Origin of the sequence: Halodurantibacterium flavum (assembly GCF_042681825.1) — a bacterium.
Lineage (GTDB): Bacteria > Pseudomonadota > Alphaproteobacteria > Rhodobacterales > Rhodobacteraceae > Halodurantibacterium > Halodurantibacterium flavum.
In genome coordinates, this window is sequence record NZ_JBHUGH010000005.1 from 25,892 (window position 1) to 50,098 (window position 24,207).

General features: G+C 65.7%; 20 protein-coding genes and 1 tRNA gene. 14 read left to right on the plus strand and 7 right to left on the minus strand.

The genetic code is table 11. From position 1 onward, the window contains the following. Positions 1-2 precede the first annotated feature (2 nt). On the minus strand, positions 3-1,262 hold the full coding sequence (gene ccmI / locus ACFSGJ_RS06735) for a c-type cytochrome biogenesis protein CcmI (protein WP_390260227.1): 1,260 nt from the start codon (positions 1,260-1,262) through the stop codon (positions 3-5). Positions 1,263-1,503: 241 nt separating this feature from the next. Between ccmI and ACFSGJ_RS06740 the strand changes: the two genes are divergently transcribed. The 6 genes from ACFSGJ_RS06740 (at position 1,504) to ACFSGJ_RS06765 (ending at position 7,607) form a co-directional block, all read left to right on the plus strand. Beyond that, the gene (locus tag ACFSGJ_RS06740; RefSeq protein WP_390260228.1) at positions 1,504-2,751 is read left to right on the plus strand and encodes a sarcosine oxidase subunit beta family protein; all 1,248 of its coding nucleotides are present in this window, start codon (positions 1,504-1,506) and stop codon (positions 2,749-2,751) included. A gap of 73 nt (positions 2,752-2,824) precedes the next feature. Then, entirely contained in the window at positions 2,825-2,989 is a 165-nt protein-coding gene (locus ACFSGJ_RS06745; RefSeq protein ID WP_390260229.1) for a hypothetical protein, read from the plus strand. Positions 2,990-3,025: 36 nt separating this feature from the next. Beyond that, positions 3,026-3,349 (plus strand): sarcosine oxidase subunit delta, encoded by a 324-nt coding sequence (locus tag ACFSGJ_RS06750; RefSeq protein WP_390260230.1) that lies wholly within the window; start codon positions 3,026-3,028, stop codon positions 3,347-3,349. Next, positions 3,346-6,294 (plus strand): sarcosine oxidase subunit alpha family protein, encoded by a 2,949-nt coding sequence (locus ACFSGJ_RS06755; protein WP_390260231.1) that lies wholly within the window; start codon positions 3,346-3,348, stop codon positions 6,292-6,294. Before ACFSGJ_RS06750 ends, ACFSGJ_RS06755 begins: the two co-directional genes overlap by 4 nt. Further along, a complete protein-coding gene (locus ACFSGJ_RS06760) occupies positions 6,287-6,853 on the plus strand; it encodes a sarcosine oxidase subunit gamma (protein ID WP_390260232.1) in 567 nt (188 codons plus the stop codon). The genes ACFSGJ_RS06755 and ACFSGJ_RS06760 overlap by 8 nt, the downstream gene beginning before the upstream one ends. Before the next feature lie 151 nt (positions 6,854-7,004). Continuing rightward, positions 7,005-7,607 (plus strand): superoxide dismutase, encoded by a 603-nt coding sequence (locus ACFSGJ_RS06765; protein ID WP_390260233.1) that lies wholly within the window; start codon positions 7,005-7,007, stop codon positions 7,605-7,607. A gap of 74 nt (positions 7,608-7,681) precedes the next feature. Here ACFSGJ_RS06765 and tpiA read toward each other — a convergent pair whose 3' ends face one another. Then, complete coding sequence (tpiA, locus tag ACFSGJ_RS06770; RefSeq protein ID WP_390260234.1) at positions 7,682-8,419, minus strand: triose-phosphate isomerase; 738 nt, start codon at positions 8,417-8,419, stop codon at positions 7,682-7,684. Between the two features lie 133 nt (positions 8,420-8,552). Beyond that, the gene (locus ACFSGJ_RS06775; RefSeq protein ID WP_390260235.1) at positions 8,553-8,909 is read right to left on the minus strand and encodes a HesB/IscA family protein; all 357 of its coding nucleotides are present in this window, start codon (positions 8,907-8,909) and stop codon (positions 8,553-8,555) included. Between the two features lie 136 nt (positions 8,910-9,045). On the opposite strand from ACFSGJ_RS06775, the gene tspO reads away from it, so the two are divergent. After that, positions 9,046-9,507 (plus strand): tryptophan-rich sensory protein TspO, encoded by a 462-nt coding sequence (tspO, locus tag ACFSGJ_RS06780; RefSeq protein ID WP_390260236.1) that lies wholly within the window; start codon positions 9,046-9,048, stop codon positions 9,505-9,507. A 3-nt stretch (positions 9,508-9,510) separates the two neighbouring features. Here the strand turns inward: tspO and ACFSGJ_RS06785 are convergent, their stop codons facing one another. Further along, entirely contained in the window at positions 9,511-9,876 is a 366-nt protein-coding gene (locus ACFSGJ_RS06785; RefSeq protein WP_390260237.1) for an SUF system Fe-S cluster assembly protein, read from the minus strand. Between the two features lie 110 nt (positions 9,877-9,986). Then, positions 9,987-11,399: a 30S ribosomal protein S6--L-glutamate ligase gene (gene rimK / locus ACFSGJ_RS06790; protein WP_390260745.1), complete on the minus strand. Its 1,413-nt coding sequence runs from the start codon at positions 11,397-11,399 to the stop codon at positions 9,987-9,989. 92 nt (positions 11,400-11,491) lie between these two features. On the opposite strand from rimK, the gene tgt reads away from it, so the two are divergent. The 5 genes from tgt (at position 11,492) to ACFSGJ_RS06815 (ending at position 17,424) form a co-directional block, all read left to right on the plus strand. Further along, a complete protein-coding gene (tgt, locus tag ACFSGJ_RS06795) occupies positions 11,492-12,622 on the plus strand; it encodes a tRNA guanosine(34) transglycosylase Tgt (RefSeq protein ID WP_390260238.1) in 1,131 nt (376 codons plus the stop codon). Positions 12,623-12,657: 35 nt separating this feature from the next. Next, positions 12,658-13,227: a hypothetical protein gene (locus ACFSGJ_RS06800; protein ID WP_390260239.1), complete on the plus strand. Its 570-nt coding sequence runs from the start codon at positions 12,658-12,660 to the stop codon at positions 13,225-13,227. A 178-nt stretch (positions 13,228-13,405) separates the two neighbouring features. Further along, positions 13,406-15,811: an endopeptidase La gene (gene lon / locus ACFSGJ_RS06805; protein WP_390260240.1), complete on the plus strand. Its 2,406-nt coding sequence runs from the start codon at positions 13,406-13,408 to the stop codon at positions 15,809-15,811. A 378-nt stretch (positions 15,812-16,189) separates the two neighbouring features. Next, positions 16,190-16,264, plus strand: a tRNA-Val gene (locus ACFSGJ_RS06810). A 599-nt stretch (positions 16,265-16,863) separates the two neighbouring features. After that, a complete protein-coding gene (locus ACFSGJ_RS06815; RefSeq protein ID WP_390260241.1) occupies positions 16,864-17,424 on the plus strand; it encodes a lipid-binding SYLF domain-containing protein in 561 nt (186 codons plus the stop codon). A 182-nt stretch (positions 17,425-17,606) separates the two neighbouring features. On the opposite strand, the gene hemB is transcribed toward ACFSGJ_RS06815, so the two are convergent. Continuing rightward, a complete protein-coding gene (gene hemB, locus ACFSGJ_RS06820) occupies positions 17,607-18,611 on the minus strand; it encodes a porphobilinogen synthase (RefSeq protein WP_390260242.1) in 1,005 nt (334 codons plus the stop codon). Positions 18,612-18,891: 280 nt separating this feature from the next. On the opposite strand from hemB, the gene ACFSGJ_RS06825 reads away from it, so the two are divergent. Further along, entirely contained in the window at positions 18,892-19,422 is a 531-nt protein-coding gene (locus tag ACFSGJ_RS06825; RefSeq protein ID WP_390260243.1) for a component of SufBCD complex, read from the plus strand. Positions 19,423-19,453: 31 nt separating this feature from the next. After that, positions 19,454-22,903 carry a transcription-repair coupling factor gene (gene mfd, locus ACFSGJ_RS06830; RefSeq protein WP_390260244.1) on the plus strand — a complete coding sequence of 1,150 codons (3,450 nt, stop codon included), beginning with the start codon at positions 19,454-19,456 and terminating at the stop codon, positions 22,901-22,903. Here mfd and ACFSGJ_RS06835 read toward each other — a convergent pair. Then, entirely contained in the window at positions 22,900-24,108 is a 1,209-nt protein-coding gene (locus ACFSGJ_RS06835) for a multidrug effflux MFS transporter (RefSeq protein ID WP_390260245.1), read from the minus strand. The genes mfd and ACFSGJ_RS06835 overlap by 4 nt on opposite strands. Between the last annotated feature and the right edge of the window lie 99 nt (positions 24,109-24,207).

Genomic DNA, 24,207 nt, shown 5'->3' on the forward strand with positions numbered 1-24,207 from the left:
GATCATTCTGTGGTTCCACCCTCGGCGACGCCGGCATCCGCCGCCGCGGCGCGGATCAGTTCCAGTTGCTCCGGGCGGGTGGAAAAGGTGACCTGCGCCTCGGTCCAGATCGCGCTGGCCTGAGCGGTTTCCCCCAGCACCCCATAGGCGCGGATCAGACGCGCCCATTCCTGCGCCGTGCCGCCTTGGCTGTTGAGCCGGGCCGAGAGGCTCTCGACCATGCCCCTCACCATTGCGGCGCGGGCCTCGTCCGAAAGACCCTCAGCGGCCTCGATATCGGCGAGCGAGGGTCCGCGCGGCCCCGCCTCGGGCGGCAGGGTATAGTTCTGGCCCGCGCGCCATGCGACCTCTTCGATCTGCGCGCGCAGATAGGGGGTCCAGGGATCGTCGGCGGCACTGTCCTCCAGCAACGGGCGCCACAGCCGGAAGGCCAGATCGGGCCGGTCGGATTGCGCGAACATCAGCCCGGAATAATAGCGCGCGGCCCCATGCTGCGGGTCGCGGCGCAACGTTTCTGTCAGGGCGCGTTCCGCCTCGGGCGAGACATAGCCGCCCGCCGCAAGGATCATGAGATTGGCAAGCTCGGCATAGTCGTCGGGGGTCGCGTCAGTGCCTTTCAGGTCGATCACCTGCGCCTGCGCCCGATGGGCCGCCGCGAAATTGCCCAGCGCGGCCTCGTTCCGCGCCAGAAGCTGATGGCCGGCGAGGTCGAGCGGACGGTCCTGCAGTGCCTGCCGCAGCTGGGCCACAAGCGCCTCATATTCCTCGGCACCCTCGGCAGCGGGGGCGGGGGCCTCTGCCTCGATCTCGGCCTCGATATCGGCTTGCGCGGGACGGCTGGCGCGATAGGCGTCCGAAGCGGCGATCCGGCTCGCCAGCGGCAGATCGCCATAGCCGGGCGCGCCCAGATACCAGTAAGTTCCCAGGGCACCCGCCCCGGCAAGCACAATCAGCGCGGCGAACGCGACCGCTGCGCCCTGCGGGGTGGTGCGCGCCGTGGCCTCGCCCCCCTTGGCACGGGTCAGCGCGCGATCAGCCTCCAGTATCCGGCGCGAGACCTCGACCTGCAGGCGCTCGGCATCCTCGGAGGCGATCACGCGGCGGGCGACGTCCTTCTCGATCTCGCGCAGCTGGTCACGATAGACGCGCAGGTCGTATTCGGCCGCTGCGACAATGTCCCCTTCGCGCCCCCGGCGCACCGAAAGCCACAAGAGCACGCCCACCGCCAGCGTCATGAGCGTGATCGCGATCCAGAAAAACATGCGGCCTCCTTCGTTGCACATGATGTAACGTCGCGAGGGGCTGCGCAAAAGACCCAAAGGGCAGGCGGCCGGGTCGGGGGCAGGGGCATCGCGTCGCAGGCCAAGGCCCCCATGTCGGCCCCATGTCGCAAATTTCCCGATTGTGCCGCTATGGGCTGCGGGTAAAAGCTGGGGCTGGGCCAGAAGAGACGCAAAGCGGACGCAACGGCCAGCGGCATAAGCAGGGGACGCGAGACAGGGCATGAAACGCTATTCCGTATTCGCCATCGCCCGGGAGGCATTGCGCCACCATCAGGGATGGGAACGGGCCTGGGCCTCGCCCGAGCCGAGGGCGTCCTATGACGTCGTGATCGTGGGCGCGGGCGGCCACGGGCTTGCCACTGCCTATTACCTTGGCAAGAATTTCGGGATCACCAATGTGGCGGTGATCGAAAAGGGCTGGCTGGGCGGCGGCAATACCGGGCGGAACACGACGATCATCCGGTCGAACTACCTGCAGGACCCCTCCGCGGCGATCTATGAAAAGGCGCGCGATCTTTACGAAACGCTCAGCCAGGATCTGAACTACAACGTGATGTTCAGCCCGCGCGGCGTCATGATGCTGGCCCAGACCCATCATGAGGTGCGCGGCTACAAGCGCACGGCCCATGCCAATGCGCTTCAGGGCGTGGAGACCGAGTGGATCGGGCCGGAGCGCGTCAAGGAACTCTGCCCGATCATGAATATCGACGGGCCGCGTTATCCGGTGCTTGGCGCGCTCTGGCAGCCCCGGGGCGGCACGGCGCGGCACGATGCCGTGGCCTGGGGCTATGCGCGGGCCTGTTCGGCCATGGGCATGCACATCATCCAGCAGTGCGAGGTCACCGGCGTCCGGTCCGAGGCCGGGCAGGTAACGGGGGTGGACACGACCAGGGGCTTCATCGGCTGCAAGAAGCTGGGCATGGTCGTTGCCGGTCATTCCAGCGTTCTGGCCGAAAAGGCCGGTTTCCGCCTGCCGATCGAATCCATGGCGCTTCAGGCGCTGGTGTCGGAACCGATCAAGCCCTGCATGGATGTCGTCGTGATGGCCAACACCGTGCACGGCTACATGAGCCAGTCCGACAAGGGCGAAATGGTGATCGGCGGCGGCACCGACAGTTTCAACAACTACACCCAGCGCGGCAGCTTCCATCATATCGAGGAAACGCTGCGCGCGCTGATCGAGACCTTCCCGATGCTCTCGCGGCTCAAGATGCTGCGGCAATGGGGCGGGATCGTGGACATGACCGGCGACCGCTCTCCCATCATCTCGAAAACGCCGCTGGGGGGCTGTTTCGTCAATTGCGGCTGGGGCACCGGCGGGTTCAAGGCGATCCCCGGATCGGGCTGGGCGATGGCCGAACTGATGGCCAGGGGCGAGCCCGGGCCGCTGGCCGCGGAATTCTCGATGTATCGCTTCCGCGAGGGGCGGTTCATCGACGAAAGCGTCGCGGCGGGGGTGGCGCACTGATGATGAAGAAGAGGAACCGGAAGCCGGCCCAGTCCGTTCGTTTCACAACAGAAACGCAGACGGAGAATGCGACATGGCCGAACCGAACGGCAGTGGCGGAATGGGCTTCCTCATGGGGATCGTCGTTATCCTGCTTCTGGGGATCATCTGGTATCTTTTCACCGGCGGCGATCTTCCCGGCGGCGGGGGCGGCAACGACGCCACCATCACCATCGACCTGCCCGAACCCCAGAACTGACCCGGCGCGCATGGCGCGCCCTGCGGAGCGCGCGCCATGCTGACCCTTCATTGCCCCCATTGCGGTGTTCAGGCCGATGAAACGGAACTGACCAATGGCGGCCAGGCCCATCTGAAACGTTTCGGCCCCGGCTCCTCGGACGCGGAATTCGAGGCCTACATGTTCGCCCGCGCGAACCCCAAAGGCGTTCATTTCGAACGCTGGCGCCACAGTTACGGCTGTGGCAAGTGGTTCATCGCCGCGCGCTGCACCGCGACGCTCGAGGTCTTCGGCACCTATCCCGCCCAGACGACCGAGCCGCCCGCGCATATCATCGACACCATCAAGGACCGACGCCCCGACTGGGAGGGCCGTGAATGAGCACCCGTCTTTCGCAGGGGGGGCGGCTCATCGACCGCACCCGCCCGCAGGAATTCACCTTCAACGGCAGGCGGCTGCGCGGGTATGCGGGCGATACGCTCGCCTCGGCGTTGCTGGCCAATGACCAGATGCTTGTGGGACGCAGCTTCAAGTATCACCGCCCCCGCGGGATCGTCGCAAGCGGCGCCGAAGAGCCGAACGCCCTTGTCAATATGGGGCGCGCCGCCCGGTTCGAGCCGAACCAGCGCACAACGACGACCGAGCTTTTCGACGGGCTGACCGCCGAGAGCCAGAACCATTGGCCGAGCCTCGAATTCGATCTGGGCGTCGTCAACAGCGCCTTGTCGCGGTTCCTGCCGGCGGGCTTTTACTACAAGACCTTCATCCATCCGCGCCCGTTCTGGAAACACGTGTTCGAGCCGATCATCCGACGGTCCGCGGGGCTGGGCCGCGCGCCGCAGGATCGGGATGCGGACAGCTATGAACAGTTCTACGCCTTTGCCGATCTGCTGGTTGCCGGGGGCGGTATCGCCGGGCTTCACACGGCGCTGGAGGCCGCGCGTGCCGGCAAGCGCGTGATCGTGATGGAGCAGGCGGCCCATTGGGGCGGGCGGGCGCCGGTGGACGGTGTCGTCATCGACGGGCAGCCCGCCGCGGACTGGGTGGGGGAAACCGTCGCCACGCTCGGCGCGATGGAAAACGTCACGCTGCGCCTGCGGGCCACCGTGGCCGGGGTTTACGACCACGGCTATGCACTGGCCGCCGAACGGCTGACCGACCATCTGCCGGGTGCGCCGGGACCGCGCCAGCGGCTGTGGCGGATACGCGCCGCGCAGATCGTCGCGGCGACCGGTGCCATCGAACGCCCGCTGAGCTTTGCCGGAAACGATGTCCCGGGCGTGATGCTCGCCAGCGCGGTCAGGGATTACGTGGCGAACTGGGCCGTGAGCGCCGGCGACCGCACGGTTCTGGTCACGAACAACGACGACGCCTATCGGACGGCGATCGCCTTGGTTGAGGCGGGGCTTTCGGTTCCGGTCATCCTCGATGCGCGCCCCCGCGCCGAGGGAGAGCTGCCGCAGCGCGCCCGGGCGCTTGGCATCCGGGTCGAAACGGGGCGCGGCATCGCCAAGGTCAAGGGCGGCAAGCGCGTCACCGGGGTCGCGATCTGCGCGCAGGCCGGCGAAGGCGCGGTGCTGGAGGAGATCGCTTGCGACGCGGTCGCCATGTCGGGCGGCTGGTCGCCGGTCGTGCATCTGTGGTCCCATTGCGGCGGCAAGCTGATCTGGGACGAGGCGCAGGGCATGTTCTGCCCCGATCCCGCGCGCCCACCGCTGGGGGCCGACGGGCAGGGTTTTGTGACCACTGTCGGCGCGGCATCGGGCGCGATGCAGGCGGCGGACTGTCTGCCCGGCCTTGCGGTCGAGGCCCCGACAGAGGCGCCCATGCAACCCGTCTGGATGATGCCGCAGGGTGCAAAGGCCGAGTTGCGCGCCAAGATGTGGCTCGACTACCAGAACGACGTAAAGGTTTCGGACGTCCAGCTTGCGGCGCGCGAAGGTTACGAGAGCGTTGAACATACCAAACGCTACACCACGCTGGGAATGGCGACGGATCAGGGCAAGTTGAGCAATATCAACGGCCTTGCGGTGCTTTCCGACGCCATCTCTCAGCCCGTGCCGCAGGTGGGGACGACCACCTTCCGCCCGCCTTACACACCTGTCACGCTCGGCACGCTGGCCGGCGAGGCGCGGGGCGAGATATTCCAGCCGCTGCGCCGCACGCCCATCCATGACTGGCATGAGGCCAACGGCGCATGGTGGGAACCTGTCGGCCATTGGCGGCGCCCCTATTGCTATCAGCGCCCCGGCGAGACCGTGGAAGACGCCGTGCATCGCGAGGTCCGGAACACCCGCGCGGCGGTCGGGCTACTCGATGCCTCGACCCTGGGCAAGATCCTGGTCAAGGGACCGGATGCGGGGCGTTTCCTCGACATGCTCTATACCAACATGATGAGCACGCTGCCCGTGGGGAAATGCCGCTATGGCCTGATGTGCAACGAGAACGGCTTTCTGATCGACGACGGAGTTGTCGCACGGCTGGATGACGACACGTTCCTTTGCCACACGACCTCGGGCGGGGCGGATCGCATCCACGCGCATATGGAAGACTGGCTGCAATGCGAATGGTGGGACTGGAAGGTCTATACCGCCAACCTGACCGAGCAGTTCGCCCAGATCGCCGTCGTCGGACCCAAGGCACGGCAGCTTCTGGAACGTCTGGGCGGGATGGATGTCAGCCGTGAGACGCTGCCCTTCATGGAGTGGCGCGAGGGTGTTCTGGGTGGCATCGCCGCGCGGGTCTTCCGGATCAGCTTTTCGGGCGAATTGTCCTATGAGATCGCCGTGCCGTCCGGGCAGGGACGCGTGCTTTGGGATCTGCTTGTGGCCGAGGGCGCCGATCTGGGCGTCATGCCCTACGGCACCGAGGCGCTGCATGTGCTGCGGGCCGAGAAGGGCTTCATCATGATCGGGGATGAAACCGACGGCACCGTGATCCCACAGGATCTGGGCCTCGACTGGGCGATTTCGCGAAAGAAGGCGGATTACATCGGCAAGCGCGGACAGGAGAGGACGTTCCTGACCGACCCGGACCGCTGGAAACTGGTGGGGCTCGAAACGCTCGACGGGTCGGTCCTGCCGGACGGCGCCTATGCGGTGATCGAGGGCGTGAACGGGAATGGCCAGCGGCTGACCGAGGGGCGCGTCACCTCCACCTATTACTCCCCCACGCTGGGGCGCGGCATCGCCATGGGCCTGATCCGGCGCGGGCCGGAACGGATGGGCGAGACGGTGGTCTTTGCGATGCTCGACGGCAGCAGCGTCAAGGCGCGGATCGTCTCTCCGGTCTTTTACGATGCCAAGGGGGACAAGCAGAATGTCTGATCTTGCAATGACGTCAGGGGCTTCCGGCGCGATCTTCAGGGGAATTGCGACGGTGGAGGAGCTTTCGGACCGGGGCATGATCCTGTTGCGGGCGCCGCTTGCCGATCCTGCGACCTCGACCGCAGTGAGGGCCGCGATTGGCCTTGCCGTGCCGGACCAGCGCGGTCTCTTGCACGATGGCGATCGCGCCGTGGGCTGGATGTCGCCGGATGAACTGTTGCTGGTCCTGCCGCATGCGGGCGTCGCGGCGACCCTTGCCGCGCTGAAGGACGGGCTGGCGGGCAGCCATCATCTGGTGCAGGACGTGTCGGACATGCGGGCGGTTTTCCGCATCAGCGGTCCCCATGCGCGCGAGGTTCTTGCGAAACTCGCCCCCGTGGACATGGGGCGGTTCGGACCGGGCGAGTTGCGCCGCACCCGCGCGGCGCAGGTTCCGGCGGCGTTCTGGATGGAGGATGACGGCGCGATCACGCTTGTCTGCTTCCGCTCGGTCGGGCGCTACATGTTCGACCTCCTCTGCGCGGCGGCGACACCGGGATCGGAGGTGGGGGTTTTCTGACCTGCCGGGCCGGGACCCCTTTCATCCCGCCCCCGGTCCGCCGGTTTTCTGGCCCGGGGCCGCGCGAAAATTCCCTGCCGAGCCTTGACCTTGCCGTTCCAAGCCGCCTTATTCCCCATGGACGACACGAAAAGCGCGAGAGGAACACGCGATGGCTTTCGAACTTCCCGATCTTCCCTATTCCCATGACGCCCTGGCCGATCTCGGCATGTCGCGGGAGACGCTGGAGTATCACCACGACATTCACCACAAGGCCTATGTCGACAACGGCAACAAGCTGATCGCCGGGACCGAGTGGGAAAACAAGAGCCTCGAAGAGATCATCAAGGGCACCTATCAGCCCGGCGCGGTCGCACAGAACGGCATCTTCAACAACGCGAGCCAGCACTGGAACCACAACCAGTTCTGGGAGATGATGGGCCCGGGCGAGAAAAAGATCCCCGGCGAGCTTGAGAAAGCGCTGACCGAGACCTTCGGTTCGGTGGACAAGTTCAAAGAGGAATTCTCGGCCGCCGGTTCCGGGCAATTCGGTTCGGGCTGGGCCTGGCTGGTGAAAGACGCGGATGGCAGCCTCAAGGTCACCAAGACCGAGAACGGCGTCAACCCGCTGTGCTTTGGTCAGACGGCGCTTCTGGGCTGTGACGTGTGGGAACACAGCTATTACATCGACTTCCGCAACAAGCGGCCGGCCTACCTGAGCAACTTCCTTGAGAAGCTGGTCAACTGGGAAAACGTGGCCGCGCGCATGGCCTGATTGGCCCAAGGGCGCAGGACCGCAGTTTCAGCCCCGTGCCATTCAGTGGCGCGGGGCTTTGCATTTCAGCCGGTTCAACCGCCGAGCGCCGCGATGATCTCACCGAATTCGTCCGCGGTCAGGGACGCCCCGCCGACCAGCGCGCCATCCACATTGGGCACCCCGAAAATCTCGGCCGCATTCGCGGGCTTGACCGATCCGCCGTAAAGCAGCGGAATGTCATCGGCTGCCGGGCCGAAGCGGATGGCAAGCGTCTCGCGCATCGCGCCGTGCACCCTGGCGATATCGTCGAGCGTCGGTGTCCGGCCGCTGCCAATGGCCCAGACGGGCTCATACGCGACGACGAGCAGCGCGGGATCGTCGGGAAGCGAGCCCGAAAGCTGCGCCTTGACCGTAGGCAGCGCATCGCCCGCATCGCGCTGCGCCTCTGTTTCCCCGACGCAGATGATCGAGGTCAGCCCCGCGGCCTGCGCTGCAAGCGCCTTGTCCCGCACCATTGCGTCGGTTTCGGCATGATCGGCGCGACGCTCCGAATGGCCAAGGATCACATGGCTGGCGCCCGCATCGAGCAGCATCCGCGCCGAGATGTCGCCGGTATGGGCACCGCTTTCACCGCTGTGGCAATCCTGCCCGCCGACAAAGTAGGTCGTGTCGCGAAGACGCTCGGCCATCCGGGACAAGAGCGTGGCAGGCGGGCAGATCAGCACCTCGCATCGCGGCGAGGGATGGGCGGCCCAGAGACGTTCGACCTCGGCAAGATCGGCGGCGAGCCCGTTCATCTTCCAGTTTCCGGCGGCGAGTTTGCGGGCCATCCCTGTCTCCCTTATGGAACCAATCCAAAGGGATACGGGAGCCGGGGCAGGGGGTAAAGACTGTTAGCGCCGGACAGTCGCCGACAAAATCGCCGGTCGCGCGGGATAAGGCGCGCAGCCGGCAGACAAGGGGTCAGACCGGCGCGTCCTTGAACTTGATCGACTCACCGCAACCGCAGGCCTCGGCCACGTTCGGGTTGCGGAACTTGAAACCGGCTTCGAGCAGCGAGGTTTCGTAGTCGATTTCCGTTCCGATCAGGAACATCTGGGCCATCGGTGCGATCATCACGCGCGCACCGTCCTGTTCCACGACCTCGTCCATCGGGTTCACCTCGGACACATAGTCCATGGTGTATTCCATCCCCGCGCAACCACCCTTTTTCACCCCGATCCGGAGGCCGGCGGCGTTCTGGCGCTCCATCAGGCGCCCGATCTGGCGGGCGGCGGTGGGGGTCAATGTGACGGCGGCTTTGCCGGGAATACCGAACATGGGCTCAGGTCCTTCGCTTGGGCTTATGGACAATGTAGTCATCGGGGCGGGAAACGGCAAGCAGGCTGGACGCCGCTGCGGCAGGCGCTAGGCTGCCATGAACGCCACAGGGCCGATATGAAGGGGGAAAAGCGGCATGGACTGGACGACCTTCGGCATCTTTCTTGTGGCCTGCGGCGCCTCGGCTGCGACGGGTGTGCTGTTCCCGCCGGGCAACTGGTATCGGCAACTGGACAAGCCGGGTTTCACGCCGCCCAACTGGGCCTTTCCGGTCGCCTGGAGCCTCCTTTACCTGATGATGGCCGCCGCCGCGGCCCGCATCGCACCCCTGCCGGGCGCGGGTCTGGCGCTGGCGCTCTGGGCCGCGCAGATCGCGTTCAACACGCTCTGGACGCCGGTTTTCTTCGGGCTTCGCCGGATCATGGCGGCGCTGGTGGTGATCGCGATCCTGTGGTTTCTGGTCACGGGAACGCTGCTGGCCTTCTGGCGGCTCGACTGGATCGCGGGGCTCATGATGCTGCCCTACCTCGTCTGGGTCAGCTACGCGGCGGCGCTGAACGCGGCGATCTGGCGCCTGAACCCGCGACCGCCCGCGTGACGTCTACATGAAGCCAAGCTCGAGCCGGGCCTCATCGCTCATCATGTCCATGCCCCATTGCGGCTCGAACGTCATCTGAACGTTCACCTGCTTGACGCCGGCCAGGGGTTCGACCGCATCTGCGACCCAACCCGGCATCTCGCCCGCCACGGGGCAGCCGGGCGCGGTGAGCGTCATGATGATCTCCACCTCGTTCTCGGGGCTGATGTCGATCGTGTAGATCAGACCCAGATCGTAGATGTTGACCGGAATTTCCGGGTCGAACACGGTGCGGCACGCCTCGACCACCTGATCGTAAAGCGGGTGATCGGTCGTCGAGGGGCGGATGAGGGGCGTGCCCTCAACGGGTTCGGATGCGGGAACGGTCATGGGGGCCTCGCTCATGGTTGAGCAAAGATATAAGGAATTGAGACGCCCGGGTAAAGTGGCCCACGCGGCTGTGACCGACGCCCGTCCCTCCGGAAGGAGCCGCGCCACCCTCAGCCGCGCGGGATCTTCCGGCGCACGGGTGTCGGGCGGACGCGCTTTTCGATCTCGTCGAACAGCGCCGCGGCGATGTTGCGCCCGCTCGCCGTCTCGATCCCCTCGAACCCGGGCGAGGAATTGACCTCGAGCACCTTCGGCCCCTCGGACGAGCGCAGCAGGTCCACCCCGGCAAGGTTCAGGCGGAAGGCCCGGGCGGCGCGGATCGCCGTGTCGCGCTCGGCCCTGGTGATGCGGACCGGCTCGGCGCTGCCGCCCTGATGAAGGTTCGAGCGGAATTCGCCCTCGGCGGCACGGCGGCGCATCGCCGCGACCACGCGGCCTCCGATCACGAGACAGCGGATATCCTCACCGGCGGCTTCCTTGACGAAATGCTGCACCAGGAAATTCGCGCGCAGCCCCCGGAAGGCCGAGATGACCGACTGCGCCGCCTTCTTGGTTTCGGCCAGCACGACGCCTTTTCCTTGCGTGCTTTCCAGCAGCTTGACGACCAGCGGCGCGTTCCCGGCCAGCGCGATCAGGTTGTCGGTATCCTTGGGGCTGGAGGCAAAGGCGGTGGCCGGCATCCCGATCCGGTGCCGTGCAAGGATCTGATGGGCGTGCAGCTTGTCGCGGCTGGCGAGGATGCCCTCGGCCCCGTTCACGCAAAAGGTGCCGATGGATTCGAACTGCCGCATGACGGCAGCGCCGTAGGCGGTGACGGAAACGCCGATGCGCGGGATCACCGCGTCAAAGCGGGGCAGGCGGGCGCCATCGTAATGGATCTCGGGGGCAAGGGCGTTGATCGCCATGTAGCAGCGGGTGGTGTCGATGACCTCCACCACATGGCCGCGCGCCTCGCCCTCGGCCACGATGCGGCGGGTGGAATAGGCGCCGCCTTCGCGCGACAGGATCGCGACACGCAGGGTGCGGGCAGGGGCAGCCGCCGCGACCTGTGCGGAATGATAGACGTCATAGGACAGCGCAGGCTGGCAAAAGCTTTCACCCGGCGCAATCACCACATCCTCGGACAGGGCCTGGCGGCCCAGAAGCATCCGGTAGGCCATCGACCCGCGATCGGTCAGTGTCAACTCGATCGGCCAGCGGCGCGTCCCGATGACGATATCCGAACGGATGACAAAGCGGAATTCGGTCTCGCCGTTCGAGCTCGTGACCTCGCGCCGGTCGATGACCTCGGCCGAACAGGGGATGACAAGATCGGTGCGGCCGGGGATCGGATGGACCGAAAAGCGGACATGCGGCGTGTCGACCGGGCCAAAGGGCTCGATGTCAAAGGCATGGAGCGCCGAGGTGCGTGCGCCCGTGTCCACCTTTGCCTTGAGCGCGGGCAGGCCCAGGCCGGGCAGGGCCAGCCACTCCTCCCAGCCGAGGCGAAAGGTCTCGGCAAAGCCCGGGTCCATGTCTTTCATCATCACATCTCTCTGAAAAAGCGCCCGGCCCTTGGCATCGCCGGGGAATCGCCTACAAGGGCTGCGGCCCGAAGGACGCGCAGAGATACCAGATGACAAAGAAATTCAACTTTGATGTGACAGCGACCGACGGGCGTGCGCGGACCGGCGTCATTTCCACCCCGAGGGGCGAGATCCGGACACCCGCCTTCATGCCCGTGGGCACCGCCGCGACTGTCAAGGCGATGCTGCCCGAAAGCGTGCGCGCGACAGGGGCGGATATCCTTCTGGGCAATACCTATCATCTCATGCTGCGCCCGACAGCGGAACGGATCGCACGGCTGGGCGGGCTGCACCGCTTCATGAACTGGGACCGGCCGATCCTCACGGATTCCGGCGGCTTTCAGGTCATGAGCCTTGCGGGCCTGCGCAAGCTGACCGAAGAGGGCGTGACCTTCAAAAGCCATATCGACGGATCGCGCCACGCGCTGACGCCCGAACGCAGCATGGAGATTCAGGCGCTGCTCGGCTCGGACATCGTGATGGCATTCGACGAATGCACCCCCTTTCCGTCGGATGAGGCGACGGCACGCCGCTCTATGGAACTGTCGATGCGATGGGCGCGGCGGTCGCGCGAGGCTTTCGGCGACCGGCCCGGACACGCGCTGTTCGGTATCCAGCAGGGCAGCGTCTATCGCGACCAGCGGCAGGAGAGCGCGGACAAGCTGCGCGAGATCGGTTTCGACGGCTACGCGATCGGCGGTCTTGCCGTCGGCGAGGGGCAGGCGACCATGTTCGAGGTGCTGGAATATGCGCCCGCGATGCTGCCCGAGGACCGGCCGCGCTATCTGATGGGGGTGGGCAAGCCCGATGACATCGTTGGCGCGGTCGAACGCGGCATCGACATGATGGATTGCGTCCTGCCCTCGCGGTCGGGGCGGACGGGGCAGGCCTTTACCCGCTTCGGCGTGGTCAATATCCGCAATGCGCGCCATCAGGACGACCCGCGCCCGCTGGACGAACATTGCACCTGCCCGGCCTGCCGGAACTATTCCCGCGCCTATCTGCACCACGTGAACCGGGCGCAGGAGATCATCGCCTCGATGCTGTTGACCTGGCACAATCTGCATTACTTTCAGGAACTGATGCAGGGCCTGCGCGACGCCATCGCCGAGGGGCGGCTGGCGGCATTCGTCTCGGATTTTCATGCCCGCCGGGCAGAGGGGGATATCGAGCCGATCTGACCGACGCCGGGGCCCATGACCGGAAGGATGTTTCGATGCGCCTCGCTGCCGCCCACGCTGCCGCCCTTGTGTTTACCCTTGGCCTGCCGGCCACAGCCCTTGCGAATTGGTGCGACCTGCCCGAGGATCAGTGGCCCGAGATCGTGGCCCCCTCGGTCGACGGGGCCTGGTCGAGCGAGACGCTCTCCGGCCTCGCCTTTGTCGAGGGAGAGGCCGTCGCAATGCCCGAACGGATCAGCGGTCTCGCGACCTTCCGGGCCGATGGCGGGATGCTGTTCCTTGCCCCGCCCCAGACGCCAGCCGAGTTCGAGCTGTTGCCCGCCGGTGGCGAAAGCTGGGACCTTGCCATGGGCGGAGAGGACGCGCTGCCGGCCCAGACGGTCTTTGACGATCCGACCTTCGGCTTTGGTCTTGAATGCCCGCTGGATGCACTGCCGCGCTATCGCACGGGCGGGCGGCTGGAAGATGCGGAAGGCGGGGTCGATTTCATGCTCTACCTCGTGATGCCCGATGCCGACACGGTCTATGCCGTCACCGTGGCCGACCTCGACGCGCCTGACGGGACGGCCGGCGTCGCCCGCGTCATCAGTCGTTTTACGAGGTAGCCGGGACCTCATCTCGGGGGTTGAAGCGGCGCGGCCGCTCCTGCATTCTCTGTCACGAAGCTGTAACCGGAACTGGTTGAATCCCGAGGGGCGATCCCCCAGATATGGACCAATACGGGGGAGGCCGGGGCCGCCGATGTCCGGGGCCGGTGCCTTCCTGCCAGCATAAGGAAAGATGATGCAAGATCCCCTCGCACATAGCTATCCCGTCCTGCCGCTGCGCGATATCGTGGTGTTTCCGCACATGATCGTGCCGCTGTTCGTCGGGCGGGAAAAATCGGTGCGTGCCCTCGAAGAGGTCATGTCCGATGACAAGCAGATCCTGCTGTCGAGCCAGATCGACCCGACCGTCGATGATCCGTCGACCGAAGGCATCTATCGGACCGGCGTTCTGGCGAATGTGCTGCAACTGCTCAAGCTGCCCGACGGCACCGTAAAGGTGCTGGTCGAAGGCCGCCGGCGGGTGCGCATCGAGGAGTTTCTGGATAACGCCGACTTTTTCGAGGCCCGCGCCTCGGCGCTGGACGAAGAGCCGGGCGACCAGGAGACGGTCCGCGCGCTGCTCCGCTCGGTCGCCGAAGAGTTCGAGCGTTACGCCAAGATCAAGAAGAACATCCCCGAAGAGGCGCTCTCGGCCGTGACCGAGGCGAAGGAGCCCGCCAAGCTGGCGGACCTGATCGCCGGGCATCTGGGTCTTGAGGTCGGCCAGAAGCAGGAGCTTCTGGAAACGCTCGACGTGGCCGAGCGGCTGGAAAAGGTCTATGGCCTGATGCAGGGCGAGGTTTCGGTCTTGCAGGTCGAGAAGAAGATCAAGACCCGCGTCAAGTCGCAGATGGAGCGCACCCAGCGCGAATACTATCTGAATGAGCAGATGAAGGCCATTCAGAAGGAGCTGGGCGACGGCGAGGAAGGCCAGAACGAGATCGCCGAACTGGAAGAGCGGGTGAAGGCCACCAAGCTGTCCAAAGAGGCGCGCGCCAAGGCGGATGCCGAAATCAAGAAGCTGAAGTCGATGTCGCCGATGTCGGCCGAGGCGACGGTTGTGCGCAACTACCTCGACTGGATGCTGTCGATCCCGTGGGGCGTGAAAAGCCGCGTCAAGAAGGACCTGAACAAGGCACAGGAGGTTCTGGACCGCGACCACTATGGCCTTGAGAAGGTCAAGGAGCGGATCGTCGAGTACCTTGCCGTTCAGGCGCGGTCGCAGGCGCTCAAGGGTCCTATCCTCTGCCTCGTCGGCCCTCCGGGCGTCGGCAAGACCTCGTTGGGTAAATCGGTGGCAAAGGCCACGGGGCGCGAGTTCATCCGCATCAGCCTTGGCGGCGTGCGCGACGAATCCGAGATCCGCGGCCACCGCCGGACCTATATCGGCTCGATGCCCGGCAAGATCATCCAGGCGATGAAGAAGGCCAAGACCACGAACCCGCTCATCCTGCTCGATGAAATCGACAAGATGGGGCAGGACTTCCGTGGCGATCCGGCCAGCGCAATGCTCGAGGTGCTTGACCCCGAACAGAACGCGACCTTCGTCGACCACTATCTGGAAGTGGAGTATGACCTCTCGAACGTCATGTTCCTGACCACGGCCAACAGCTACAACATGCCGGGGCCGCTTCTGGATCGGATGGAGATCATTCCGCTGTCGGGTTACACCGAGGATGAAAAGCGCGAGATCGCCAAGCAGCACTTGGTGCCGAAGCAGATCAAGAACCACGCTCTTCGCAAGGGCGAGTTCGCTGTGACGGACGGGGCGCTGACCGAGATGGTGCGCACCTATACCCGCGAGGCCGGTGTACGGAACCTTGAGCGTGAGATCGCAAAACTTGCGCGTAAGGCCGTGACCGAGATCATCAAGGGCAAGACCAAGACGGTCGAGGTGACGCCGGAACGGTTGGAGGACTTCCTTGGCGTGAAACGCTTCAAGTATGGTCTGGTCGAGAAGGAAGATCAGGTCGGCGTCGTGACGGGCCTTGCCTGGACCAGCGTCGGTGGTGAGCTTCTGTCGATCGAGGCGCTGCGCCTGCCGGGCAAGGGCCGGATGAAGACGACCGGCAAGCTGGGCGACGTGATGAAGGAGTCGATCGACGCGGCTTCCAGCTTCGTGCGCTCGATCAGCCCGCAGCTTGGGGTGAAACCGCCGAAATTCGAGACCGTGGACATCCACGTCCACGTCCCGGAAGGCGCGACACCCAAGGACGGGCCGAGCGCGGGGATCGCGATGGTGACCTCCATCGTCTCGGTCCTGACGGGCATCCCTGTCCGCAAGGACATCGCGATGACGGGCGAGGTGACGCTGCGCGGCAACGTGCTGCCGATCGGCGGATTGAAGGAGAAACTTCTGGCGGCGCTGCGGGGGGGCATCAAGACCGTGCTCATCCCCGAGGACAATGCCAAGGATCTGCCCGAGATCCCCGACAACGTGAAGGAAGGTCTGACGATCATCCCCGTCAGCCATGTGCGCGAAGTGCTGAAACACGCACTGGTCCGCCAGCCCGAGCCGGTGGAATGGGACGAGGCCGCCGAAGAGGCCGCACTCGCCGCCCGCCGCAACGAGGGCCAGGGAGAGGCACGCACCGCGCATTGAGCGGGTCGTGCAGGCGCCGAACTGCGATGAAGGGAAAGGCCCGCCAGATGGCGGGCCTTTTTCGTTCGGGCTGGTGCCCCGAACTCAAGGCGGGGTGGCGTAACACCGGATCAGGGGAAGGTTGCAGGTGCGGGTTTATCGAGGCGTGTCCATCGCCCATCCCCCGGCGCGTTAAGCGGTACCGAAATTCCGCGGTAGGCCCCCTACAACATGGTCCATGAGGTGAAACCTCCGGCATGGCCCGGGAGCCCTCCCCAAACAGAGCTTCGCCATCACCCCCACCATTACCCACAATCCACGCCATCTGTCCGGAACCTCGCATTTTCGGTCAATGCCCCCTTGCGGCACCCAACGGATGGCGATAATAGCAGCGCCCAAGGGTGATTAGCTCAGTGGTAGAGCGCTTCGTTCACATCGAAGATGTCAGGAGTTCGAATCTCTTATCACCCACCATGATTTCAGTGACTTGTCTGCCATCTGCAAAGCGTTCTGAGGTTTGTTGAACCTTTCGAAGCTTTTCGAAGTCAAGAATCCCCGCGGCCTCTGCCAGATGATCTGGCACATAGCGGGCGTAAGCGCGCGGTGACGGCTGTTGGTTGGCCCGGATACCGGCTTCCTCGACATTGGAACGCCGCCCTCTGCCATGTTATCCGCCGCAGTATGCCGCAGAACGCGCGGTGAAACCCCGTCAAGCTGGTGTAATGCCGGAGGTCATGATGAGGCGGCTTTCGTGATTATGCTGCGAGCGGGCGGGTAGACGACAACTGCAGCGTCCATGGCGTGCGCGGGGTCTGACATCCGCGCACCACTGCTTGCAGGTTGCAAGCGGCGGGGCATACCCGCTATGCCCCCGGCCCAGGATCAACGGCGACCGATCTGCGGCAAAGGGCGGCGCGGAGTCCGCGACAAGTCGTCGTCCCGTACGCGCACCGTATCCCCCGCCAGGATCGGCAAGGCGCCGCCGGCATTTACGATGAAGCCTCCCAACCCCGTGACAGTGCGGGAAAAAATTGCTAGTCTCGCACCAAACAACAAACCGGGCGGGACAAACGATGGGCAAGTATCTGACACGCAGGGGCGTTCTGCTGGGCGGGCTTTCTTTGACCGCGCTTTCGGCCTGCGGGAATCCGATCGGCAGCGACGGGGCGCAGCGGCTCGATGCGCGGGTCGACGCGACGCGCGATTTCCTGTTCAGCCGGTATCCGGGGACGCAGGATCTCGCCAGCCGGGCGCAGGGCATCCTTTACATGCCGCTGATCACCGAGGCGGGGCTGGGCTTTGGCGGCAGCTACGGGCAGGGGGCGCTGCGCATCCGGGATGTGACGGTCGATTACTATTCCGCCGCGCGGGCGACCATCGGCTTTCAGATCGGCGCGCAGCAATATGCCCATGCGCTCTTTTTCATGACGTCAGAGGCGCTGACCGAATTCCGCCAGTCCGAAGGGTGGGCCGTGAACGCCGATGTGCGCTATGCGCTGCCCGATGGCGGCGGCGCGGCGGGGCTCGACAGCACGACGCAGCAGGCGCCGGTGATCGCGGTGGTCTTTGGTCAGTCGGGGCTGATCGCAGGCGCGACGCTGGGCGGGACGAAATACACGCGGATCATTCCCTGACGGGCATCGCCTGAACGCCGGTTCCTGACGGGAACAGGGGGGCGCAACCCCCGCGCGCGACAGCGCGCGGCCCGGCCCAACGGGATGAGGCGCGGCAGCGTCGAAGACGGGCGGGAGAGCCCCCGTCTTTGCCCGCGGGCCCTCCGTCCGATGGCCTTACTCCCCGACCTGCCCCGCAGGCGTCACATCGCCCGTCCAAGCAGCCGCGCAACCTCGGGCGCGAAATAGGTCAGGATCCCGTCGCAACCCGCGCGCTTGAAGGCAAGCAGGCTCTCGATCATCGCCGCTTCGCCATTGATCCAGCCGCGATCCGCAGCACCCCGGATCATCGCGTATTCACCCGATACCTGATAGGCATAGGTCGGCACGCCAAAGTTCTCCTTCACCCGGCGGCAGATGTCGAGATAGGGCATACCCGGCTTGATCATCACCATATCCGCGCCCTCGGCCAGGTCGCGCGCCACAAGGCGCAGCGCCTCGTCGCTGTTTCCGGGGTTCATCTGATAGGTCTTCTTGTCGCCGGTCAGCAGGCTGCCGGCGCCGACCGCATCGCGGAACGGGCCGTAAAACGCGCTCGCATATTTGGCGGCATAGGACAGCAGGACGACATTGCGATGGCCCGCGCCTTCCAGCGCGTTGCGCAGCGCACCGATCCGCCCGTCCATCATGTCCGAGGGGCCGATGATATCGGCCCCGGCCTCGGCCTGTGCCAGCGCCATCCGCACCAGCGCCTCCAGCGTCTCATCGTTCAGGATCTCGCCGTCGCGCAGGAAACCGTCATGCCCGGTGATGTTATAGGGGTCGAGCGCCACATCGGTCATCACGGCGATGTCGGGTACCGCAGCCTTGATCGCCCGGATCGCCCGGTTTGTCAGGTTGTCGGGGTTCCACGCTTCCTCGCAGCCCTCGGTCTTCAGGTGAAGCTCGGTATAGGGAAAGAGGCAGATCGCCGGGATGTCCAGACCCGCCGCCTCTTCCGCCGCGCGCACCACGCGATCGACCGACAGCCGCGATACGCCCGGCATCGAGGCGACGGGTTCCTCGACATCGGTGCCTTCGCGCACGAAGACCGGCCAGATCAGGTCCTTTGCCGTCAACACGTTCTCCTGGCAGAGATCGCGGAGCGCGGGGCTCTTGCGGGTGCGGCGCAGCCGGCCGGCCGGGAACGGTGCGTGGATCGGGTGCATGGCAACCTCGCTTATCGAACGTGTAGAACCCCGTTCGCAGATTTGCGCCGCAGGCTCAAGACCCGGCGCGGCGCTTGTCCTTTGGATTGGCAAGGCGGCAGAGACCCGGCCCGGAGTCACGTCGCGCCGCAGCGGCGCAAGCGGGAGGATCATGCGCTGAAGCACCAAGACCCGCCGCGGGTCTCCGACGCAGCCTTGCTGCGTCACAGGGCGCCTCTGGCATTCCGGTGCGGCGGCGGCTAGTCTAATGCGACCCTCCCCAATGACAGGCCGACCGAACGTGAGCCTTTATCAGAGCCTTCTGGAAATCCTCGACACCCGCTCCTTTTCCACCCTCTGGTACTGGATCGCGCTTCTGGGCTTCTGGTCGGCTGCGGGCGGGCGGGTTCTTGGCCTGCCCTATGACATTGCCTTTGCGGCCCGGCAGGGAAGCGAGACCGCCGCCGCCGATCTGGAGACGATGACTCCCATTCTGGCCCGGCGGCAGATGGCCCTGACGCAAGGCACAGGCGGGTTGATCGCCGTGGCCCTCGCGGCGCTGGTTCTGGCGCTGCTGCTGGTGCTCGGATTCTTCTACGGGCTGGAACTTGCCCAGGCGGCGGTTTTCTTCGCCTTGCCGCTCTGCCTTCTCATGCTGATGCGGCTTGCGCTGGCGCGGCGCATCCTGCGCGACGCCCCGGCGGGCGAGGATCTGGCGCGGCTCATGCTGCGGCATCGCGGCTGGGTGCAGTTTCTGGCGATGACGAGCGTCTTCCTCGCAGTGCTGTGGGGCATGTGGCACAGCCTGACGACCGGTGTGTTGGGCAATTGACATTGCCGCCGCAGCCGTTACCTCCGGCCCCATGACCAAAGCTGCACGTATCACACTGGGCGGTGCGCCCGAAGGCTATGACGCCCGCCTGCTGGCGCGTGAAATGGAAAAGACCGGCGCGCCGGTCATCCATATCGCCCGCGACGACAAGCGGCTTGAGGCGATGCGCGAGGCGCTGCGCTTTTTCGCGCCCAAGGCGGTGGTGCTGGCCTTTCCCGCCTGGGATTGCCTGCCCTTCGACCGGTCCTCGCCCAATCCGGCGATCTCGGCGGCGCGCATGTCGACGCTCGCGGCGCTGGCGCATGGGGTGCCGGGGCCGTTTGTCCTGCTCACCACGCTTTCGGCCGCGATGCAGCGCGTGCCGGCGCGGGATGTGGTCGCGGGCGCGTCCTTTTCCGCCCGGGTCGGGGGTCGCGTCAACGAAGGGGCGCTGCGGCAGTTCCTTGTGCGGATGGGCTTTTCCCAGTCGCCCACGGTGACGGAGCCCGGCGACTATGCGGTGCGGGGCGGGATCATCGACATCTATCCGCCGGGCGAGGGCGGGCCGGTGCGGCTCGATCTCTTCGGCGATGTTCTGGACGGCGCGCGACGGTTCGACCCGGCGACGCAGCGGACGACCGAAAAGCTCGACATGGTCGAGCTGGCGCCCATGTCCGAGATCATTCTGGACGACGCGGCGATCACCCGGTTCCGCCAGAACTACCGGGTGGAATTCGGCGCCGGCGGCACGGACGACCCGCTTTATGAGGCGGTGAGCGCGGGGCGCAAGCATCAGGGGATGGAGCACTGGCTGCCCTTTTTCCATGAGCGGCTGGAAACCCTGTTCGACTACCTTCCCGGGGCGTCGGTCCTGCTCGATGACCAGATCACCGCGCAGCGCCTCAGCCGGTGGGAGGGGATAGCCGACCAATACGACACCCGGCGCGAGACGATGGGCGCGAAGAACCGCAGCGATACGGTCTACAAACCCTGTCCGCCGGGGCTCCTGTATCTGGACGACGCCGCATGGGAAGGGGCGTTGACCGACCAGCGGGTGCTGCAACTGAACCCGCTGCCGCAGGGCACGGGGCCGGGCGTGCTGGATGCCGGCGGACGGATCGGGCGCAACTTTGCCCCGGAGCGCCAGCAGGAAAACATCAGCCTCTTCGCGGCCTTGGCGGCCTATCTCAAGGAACTGCGCGAAGACCGGCAGGTCGTCGTCGCCAGCTATTCGGACGGCGCGCGCGAACGGCTGAAAGGGTTGATGGAGGATCAGGGCGTCACCGGCGCCACGCCCATTCGCGACATGCGCGACGTGCCCGAGGGGCGCGGCGGCCTCTTTCTGGTGACATGGGGGCTGGAACACGGGTTCATCGCCCCGGGGCTTGCCGTGATCTCGGAGCAGGACGTGCTGGGCGACCGGCTGATCCGCGCCCCCAAACGGCGCCGCAAGGCCGAAAACTTTCTGACCGAGGCGCAGGCGCTGTCACCCGGCGATCTGGTCGTGCATGTGGATCACGGCGTCGGGCGCTACACGGGTCTTGAAACGATCACGGCCATGGGCGCGCCGCATGAATGTATCGCGCTGGAATATGCCGGTGGCGATCGCCTGTTCCTGCCGGTCGAAAATATCGAGCTTCTGTCCCGCTTCGGCCATGAAGAAGGGCTGCTCGACAAGCTTGGCGGCGGGGCATGGCAGGCCAAGAAGGCGCGGCTGAAAGAGCGTATCCGCCAGATTGCCGACAAGCTGATCCGCATTGCCGCCGAACGCATCCTGCGCAGCGCGCCGATGTATGAACTGCCCGGCGCCGCGTGGGAGGCGTTCTCGGCCCGCTTTCCCTATACCGAGACCGACGACCAGCTTGCCGCCATCGAGGATGTGCTGACAGACATGGCCGCCGGACGCCCCATGGACCGGCTGATCGTGGGCGATGTGGGCTTTGGCAAGACCGAGGTCGCGATGCGCGCGGCCTTCGTTGCAGCGATGTCCGGCGCGCAGGTGGCGGTGATCGCGCCTACGACCCTTTTGGCGCGCCAGCATTTCCGCAGCTTTTCCGAACGCTTCCGCGGCTTTCCTGTCAACGTGCGTCAACTGTCGCGCTTTGTCCCCGCGAAAGAGGCATCGGCAACCCGCGCGGGTCTTGCCGATGGCAGCGTCGATATCGTGATCGGTACGCACGCGCTGCTGGCCAAGGGGGTGAGGTTCCGCAACCTCGGCCTGTTGGTCATTGACGAGGAACAGCATTTCGGGGTGTCCCACAAAGAGCGCCTGAAAGAGATGCGGAGCGAGATCCACGTCCTCACGCTCACTGCGACGCCGATCCCCCGGACGCTGCAGCTGAGCCTGACCGGCGTGCGGGATCTGTCGATCATCGGGACGCCGCCGGTCGACCGACTGGCGATCCGCACCTATGTCTCCGAATTCGACGCGGTCACGATCCGCGAGGCGTTGCTGCGCGAACATTATCGCGGCGGGCAGAGCTTTTACGTCGTGCCGCGCATCAGCGATCTTGCGACGATCGAGGAGTTCCTGCGCGAACAGGTGCCCGAGGTCACGTTCGTCACCGCACATGGACAGATGGCAGCGGGTGAGCTCGACGACCGGATGAACGCCTTTTATGACGGCAAGTATGACGTGCTGCTGGCGACGACCATCGTCGAATCCGGTCTCGATATTCCGACCGCGAACACGATGATCATTCATCGCGCCGACATGTTCGGGCTTGCGCAGCTTTACCAGATCCGGGGGCGGGTGGGCCGCGCCAAGACCCGCGCCTATTGCTACCTGACGACGCGGCCACGCACGCCCCTGACGCCGCAGGCCCTGAAACGCCTGCGCCTTCTGGGCAGCCTCGACAGTCTTGGCGCGGGCTTTACGCTGGCCAGCCAGGACATGGACCTGCGCGGCGCCGGCAATCTGCTGGGCGAGGAACAGTCGGGCCATATCAAGGAAGTGGGATACGAACTCTACCAGTCGATGCTTGAGGAAACCATCGCGCGGCTGAAATCGGGTGAGCTGACGAGCCCGGCGGATGACGGCGAATGGTCGCCCCAGATCAACCTGAGCGTGCCCGTCCTGATCCCCGAGGAGTATGTGCCTGATCTCGATGTGCGGCTGGGTCTCTACCGGCGGCTTTCGACGCTCTCCGGCAAGGTGGAGCTTGAGGGTTTCGCGGCCGAACTGATCGACCGCTTCGGCCCTCTCCCGCGCGAGGTGAACACGCTGCTTGCGATCATGCGCATCAAGGCGATGTGCAAGCTGGCGGGGATCGCGCGGCTGGACGGCGGGCCAAAGGGCATCACGATCCAGTTCCACAACGACAAGTTCGCCAATCCGGCGGGGCTGGTCGAATTCGTGCAGAACGAGGGGGCGGGCGCCCGGATCAAGGACAACAAGATCATCGTCCAGCGCGATTGGCCCAAGGAGAGCGACCGCATCCGCGGCGCCCACGCAATCGCGCGCGATCTGGCCGCCAAGGTAAAGGCGGTGGCGAAGGCCTAGCGGCGGTTCGCCACCATCGTCAGCAGCGCAAGAGTGGAAAAGATCAGAACGCCGATCATCAGCGGCAGCGGCGTGCCGTCGAAGGCCAGGCTGACCGGCACTGCCATGACAACCGCCAGCACCGTCGAGATGGCGCCGATCACCGCCGAGGCCACGCCCGCGATATGGCCCAGGGGCTCGATCGCCAGTGCGTTGAGGTTGCCGAAGGTCAGTCCCGCGATGTAAAAGACGCCCACCGCCCAGAGGAAGAAGACCGGGAAAGCCTCGGGCCCGCCGAAGGTGCCGCTGGCCCAGAGCCCGGTCGCCAGCGCCGAGGCCGCGATCTGGAACGCATAGGCCGCCATCACCATGCGGCGCATCCCCAGCCGCACGACAAGGGCCGCGTTCAGCATCCCCGCCGTTCCGGCCGCCAGCGCCTGAATCGCGAACCACATGGCAAAGCTGTCGCCGCGCCCGAAATAGACGTCATAGACCGGCTGCGACGCGGACAAAAGCGCGATCATCTGTGCAAAGCCGAAGACCAGCGTCAGCACATAGAGCATCACGCGGCGGTTCGACACGACCTCTCGCATCCCGGCTGCAATCGTGCCGGCGCGGAACGGCCGACGCGCCTCAGGGGCAAGCGTTTCCGGCTGGCGCAGCAATATCCACATCATCACCAGCGTTCCAAAGATGATGAACGAGGCAAAGATCATCCGCCAGCCCGCAAACCCGAGGATCGTCTGACCCAAGAACGGGGCGGCCGCCGGCACGAGGATGAAAACCGTCATCACGAAGGACAGGACCCGCGCCATCTCGCGCCCCGCATAGCGGTCCCGGATCATCGCGACGCTGACCGTGCGCGGCGCCGAGATGCCAAGCCCCTGCAAGACCCGTGCCGCAAGAAGCATCGTCATGCTGTCCGCGATCACCGCCAGAAGCGCCCCCACGACATAGAGCGCGACGCCAAGCGCGATCACCGGGCGCCGTCCGATCGCATCCGACAGCGGTCCCATGACCAGCATCCCGAACCCGATCCCGACCATGAAGCTGGTCACGACAAGCTGCGCGCGGTTCGGGTCGTCGGGGCTCAGGTCCGCGGCGATCTGCGGGATGGCCGGCAGCATCGCGTCGATGCTCAGCGCCGCAAGCGCGGTCAGGGCCGCCATCAGGGCGACGAACTCGGCAAAGGGAACCGGGCGGGTGGGGCGGAAGAGCTGCGACATTTCGACCGGCTAGCATGGCGCAAGCAGCCCCGCCAGAGGAAAAAATGCGTGTCACGCAGTTGTTGCAGTTCATGCAAAGCCGGTCTGCGACGAGGTCAG

What these genes read in the sequence shown, in the direction of transcription:
- ccmI (WP_390260227.1), bottom strand. Translation starts at nt 1,262, where the DNA reads ATGTTTTTCTGGATCGCGATCACGCTCATGACGCTGGCGGTGGGCGTG.
- ACFSGJ_RS06740 (WP_390260228.1), top strand. Translation starts at nt 1,504, where the DNA reads ATGAAACGCTATTCCGTATTCGCCATCGCCCGGGAGGCATTGCGCCAC.
- ACFSGJ_RS06745 (WP_390260229.1), top strand. Translation starts at nt 2,825, where the DNA reads ATGGCCGAACCGAACGGCAGTGGCGGAATGGGCTTCCTCATGGGGATC.
- ACFSGJ_RS06750 (WP_390260230.1), top strand. Translation starts at nt 3,026, where the DNA reads ATGCTGACCCTTCATTGCCCCCATTGCGGTGTTCAGGCCGATGAAACG.
- ACFSGJ_RS06755 (WP_390260231.1), top strand. Translation starts at nt 3,346, where the DNA reads ATGAGCACCCGTCTTTCGCAGGGGGGGCGGCTCATCGACCGCACCCGC.
- ACFSGJ_RS06760 (WP_390260232.1), top strand. Translation starts at nt 6,287, where the DNA reads ATGTCTGATCTTGCAATGACGTCAGGGGCTTCCGGCGCGATCTTCAGG.
- ACFSGJ_RS06765 (WP_390260233.1), top strand. Translation starts at nt 7,005, where the DNA reads ATGGCTTTCGAACTTCCCGATCTTCCCTATTCCCATGACGCCCTGGCC.
- tpiA (WP_390260234.1), bottom strand. Translation starts at nt 8,419, where the DNA reads ATGGCCCGCAAACTCGCCGCCGGAAACTGGAAGATGAACGGGCTCGCC.
- ACFSGJ_RS06775 (WP_390260235.1), bottom strand. Translation starts at nt 8,909, where the DNA reads ATGTTCGGTATTCCCGGCAAAGCCGCCGTCACATTGACCCCCACCGCC.
- tspO (WP_390260236.1), top strand. Translation starts at nt 9,046, where the DNA reads ATGGACTGGACGACCTTCGGCATCTTTCTTGTGGCCTGCGGCGCCTCG.
- ACFSGJ_RS06785 (WP_390260237.1), bottom strand. Translation starts at nt 9,876, where the DNA reads ATGACCGTTCCCGCATCCGAACCCGTTGAGGGCACGCCCCTCATCCGC.
- rimK (WP_390260745.1), bottom strand. Translation starts at nt 11,399, where the DNA reads ATGAAAGACATGGACCCGGGCTTTGCCGAGACCTTTCGCCTCGGCTGG.
- tgt (WP_390260238.1), top strand. Translation starts at nt 11,492, where the DNA reads ATGACAAAGAAATTCAACTTTGATGTGACAGCGACCGACGGGCGTGCG.
- ACFSGJ_RS06800 (WP_390260239.1), top strand. Translation starts at nt 12,658, where the DNA reads ATGCGCCTCGCTGCCGCCCACGCTGCCGCCCTTGTGTTTACCCTTGGC.
- lon (WP_390260240.1), top strand. Translation starts at nt 13,406, where the DNA reads ATGCAAGATCCCCTCGCACATAGCTATCCCGTCCTGCCGCTGCGCGAT.
- ACFSGJ_RS06815 (WP_390260241.1), top strand. Translation starts at nt 16,864, where the DNA reads ATGGGCAAGTATCTGACACGCAGGGGCGTTCTGCTGGGCGGGCTTTCT.
- hemB (WP_390260242.1), bottom strand. Translation starts at nt 18,611, where the DNA reads ATGCACCCGATCCACGCACCGTTCCCGGCCGGCCGGCTGCGCCGCACC.
- mfd (WP_390260244.1), top strand. Translation starts at nt 19,454, where the DNA reads ATGACCAAAGCTGCACGTATCACACTGGGCGGTGCGCCCGAAGGCTAT.
- ACFSGJ_RS06835 (WP_390260245.1), bottom strand. Translation starts at nt 24,108, where the DNA reads ATGTCGCAGCTCTTCCGCCCCACCCGCCCGGTTCCCTTTGCCGAGTTC.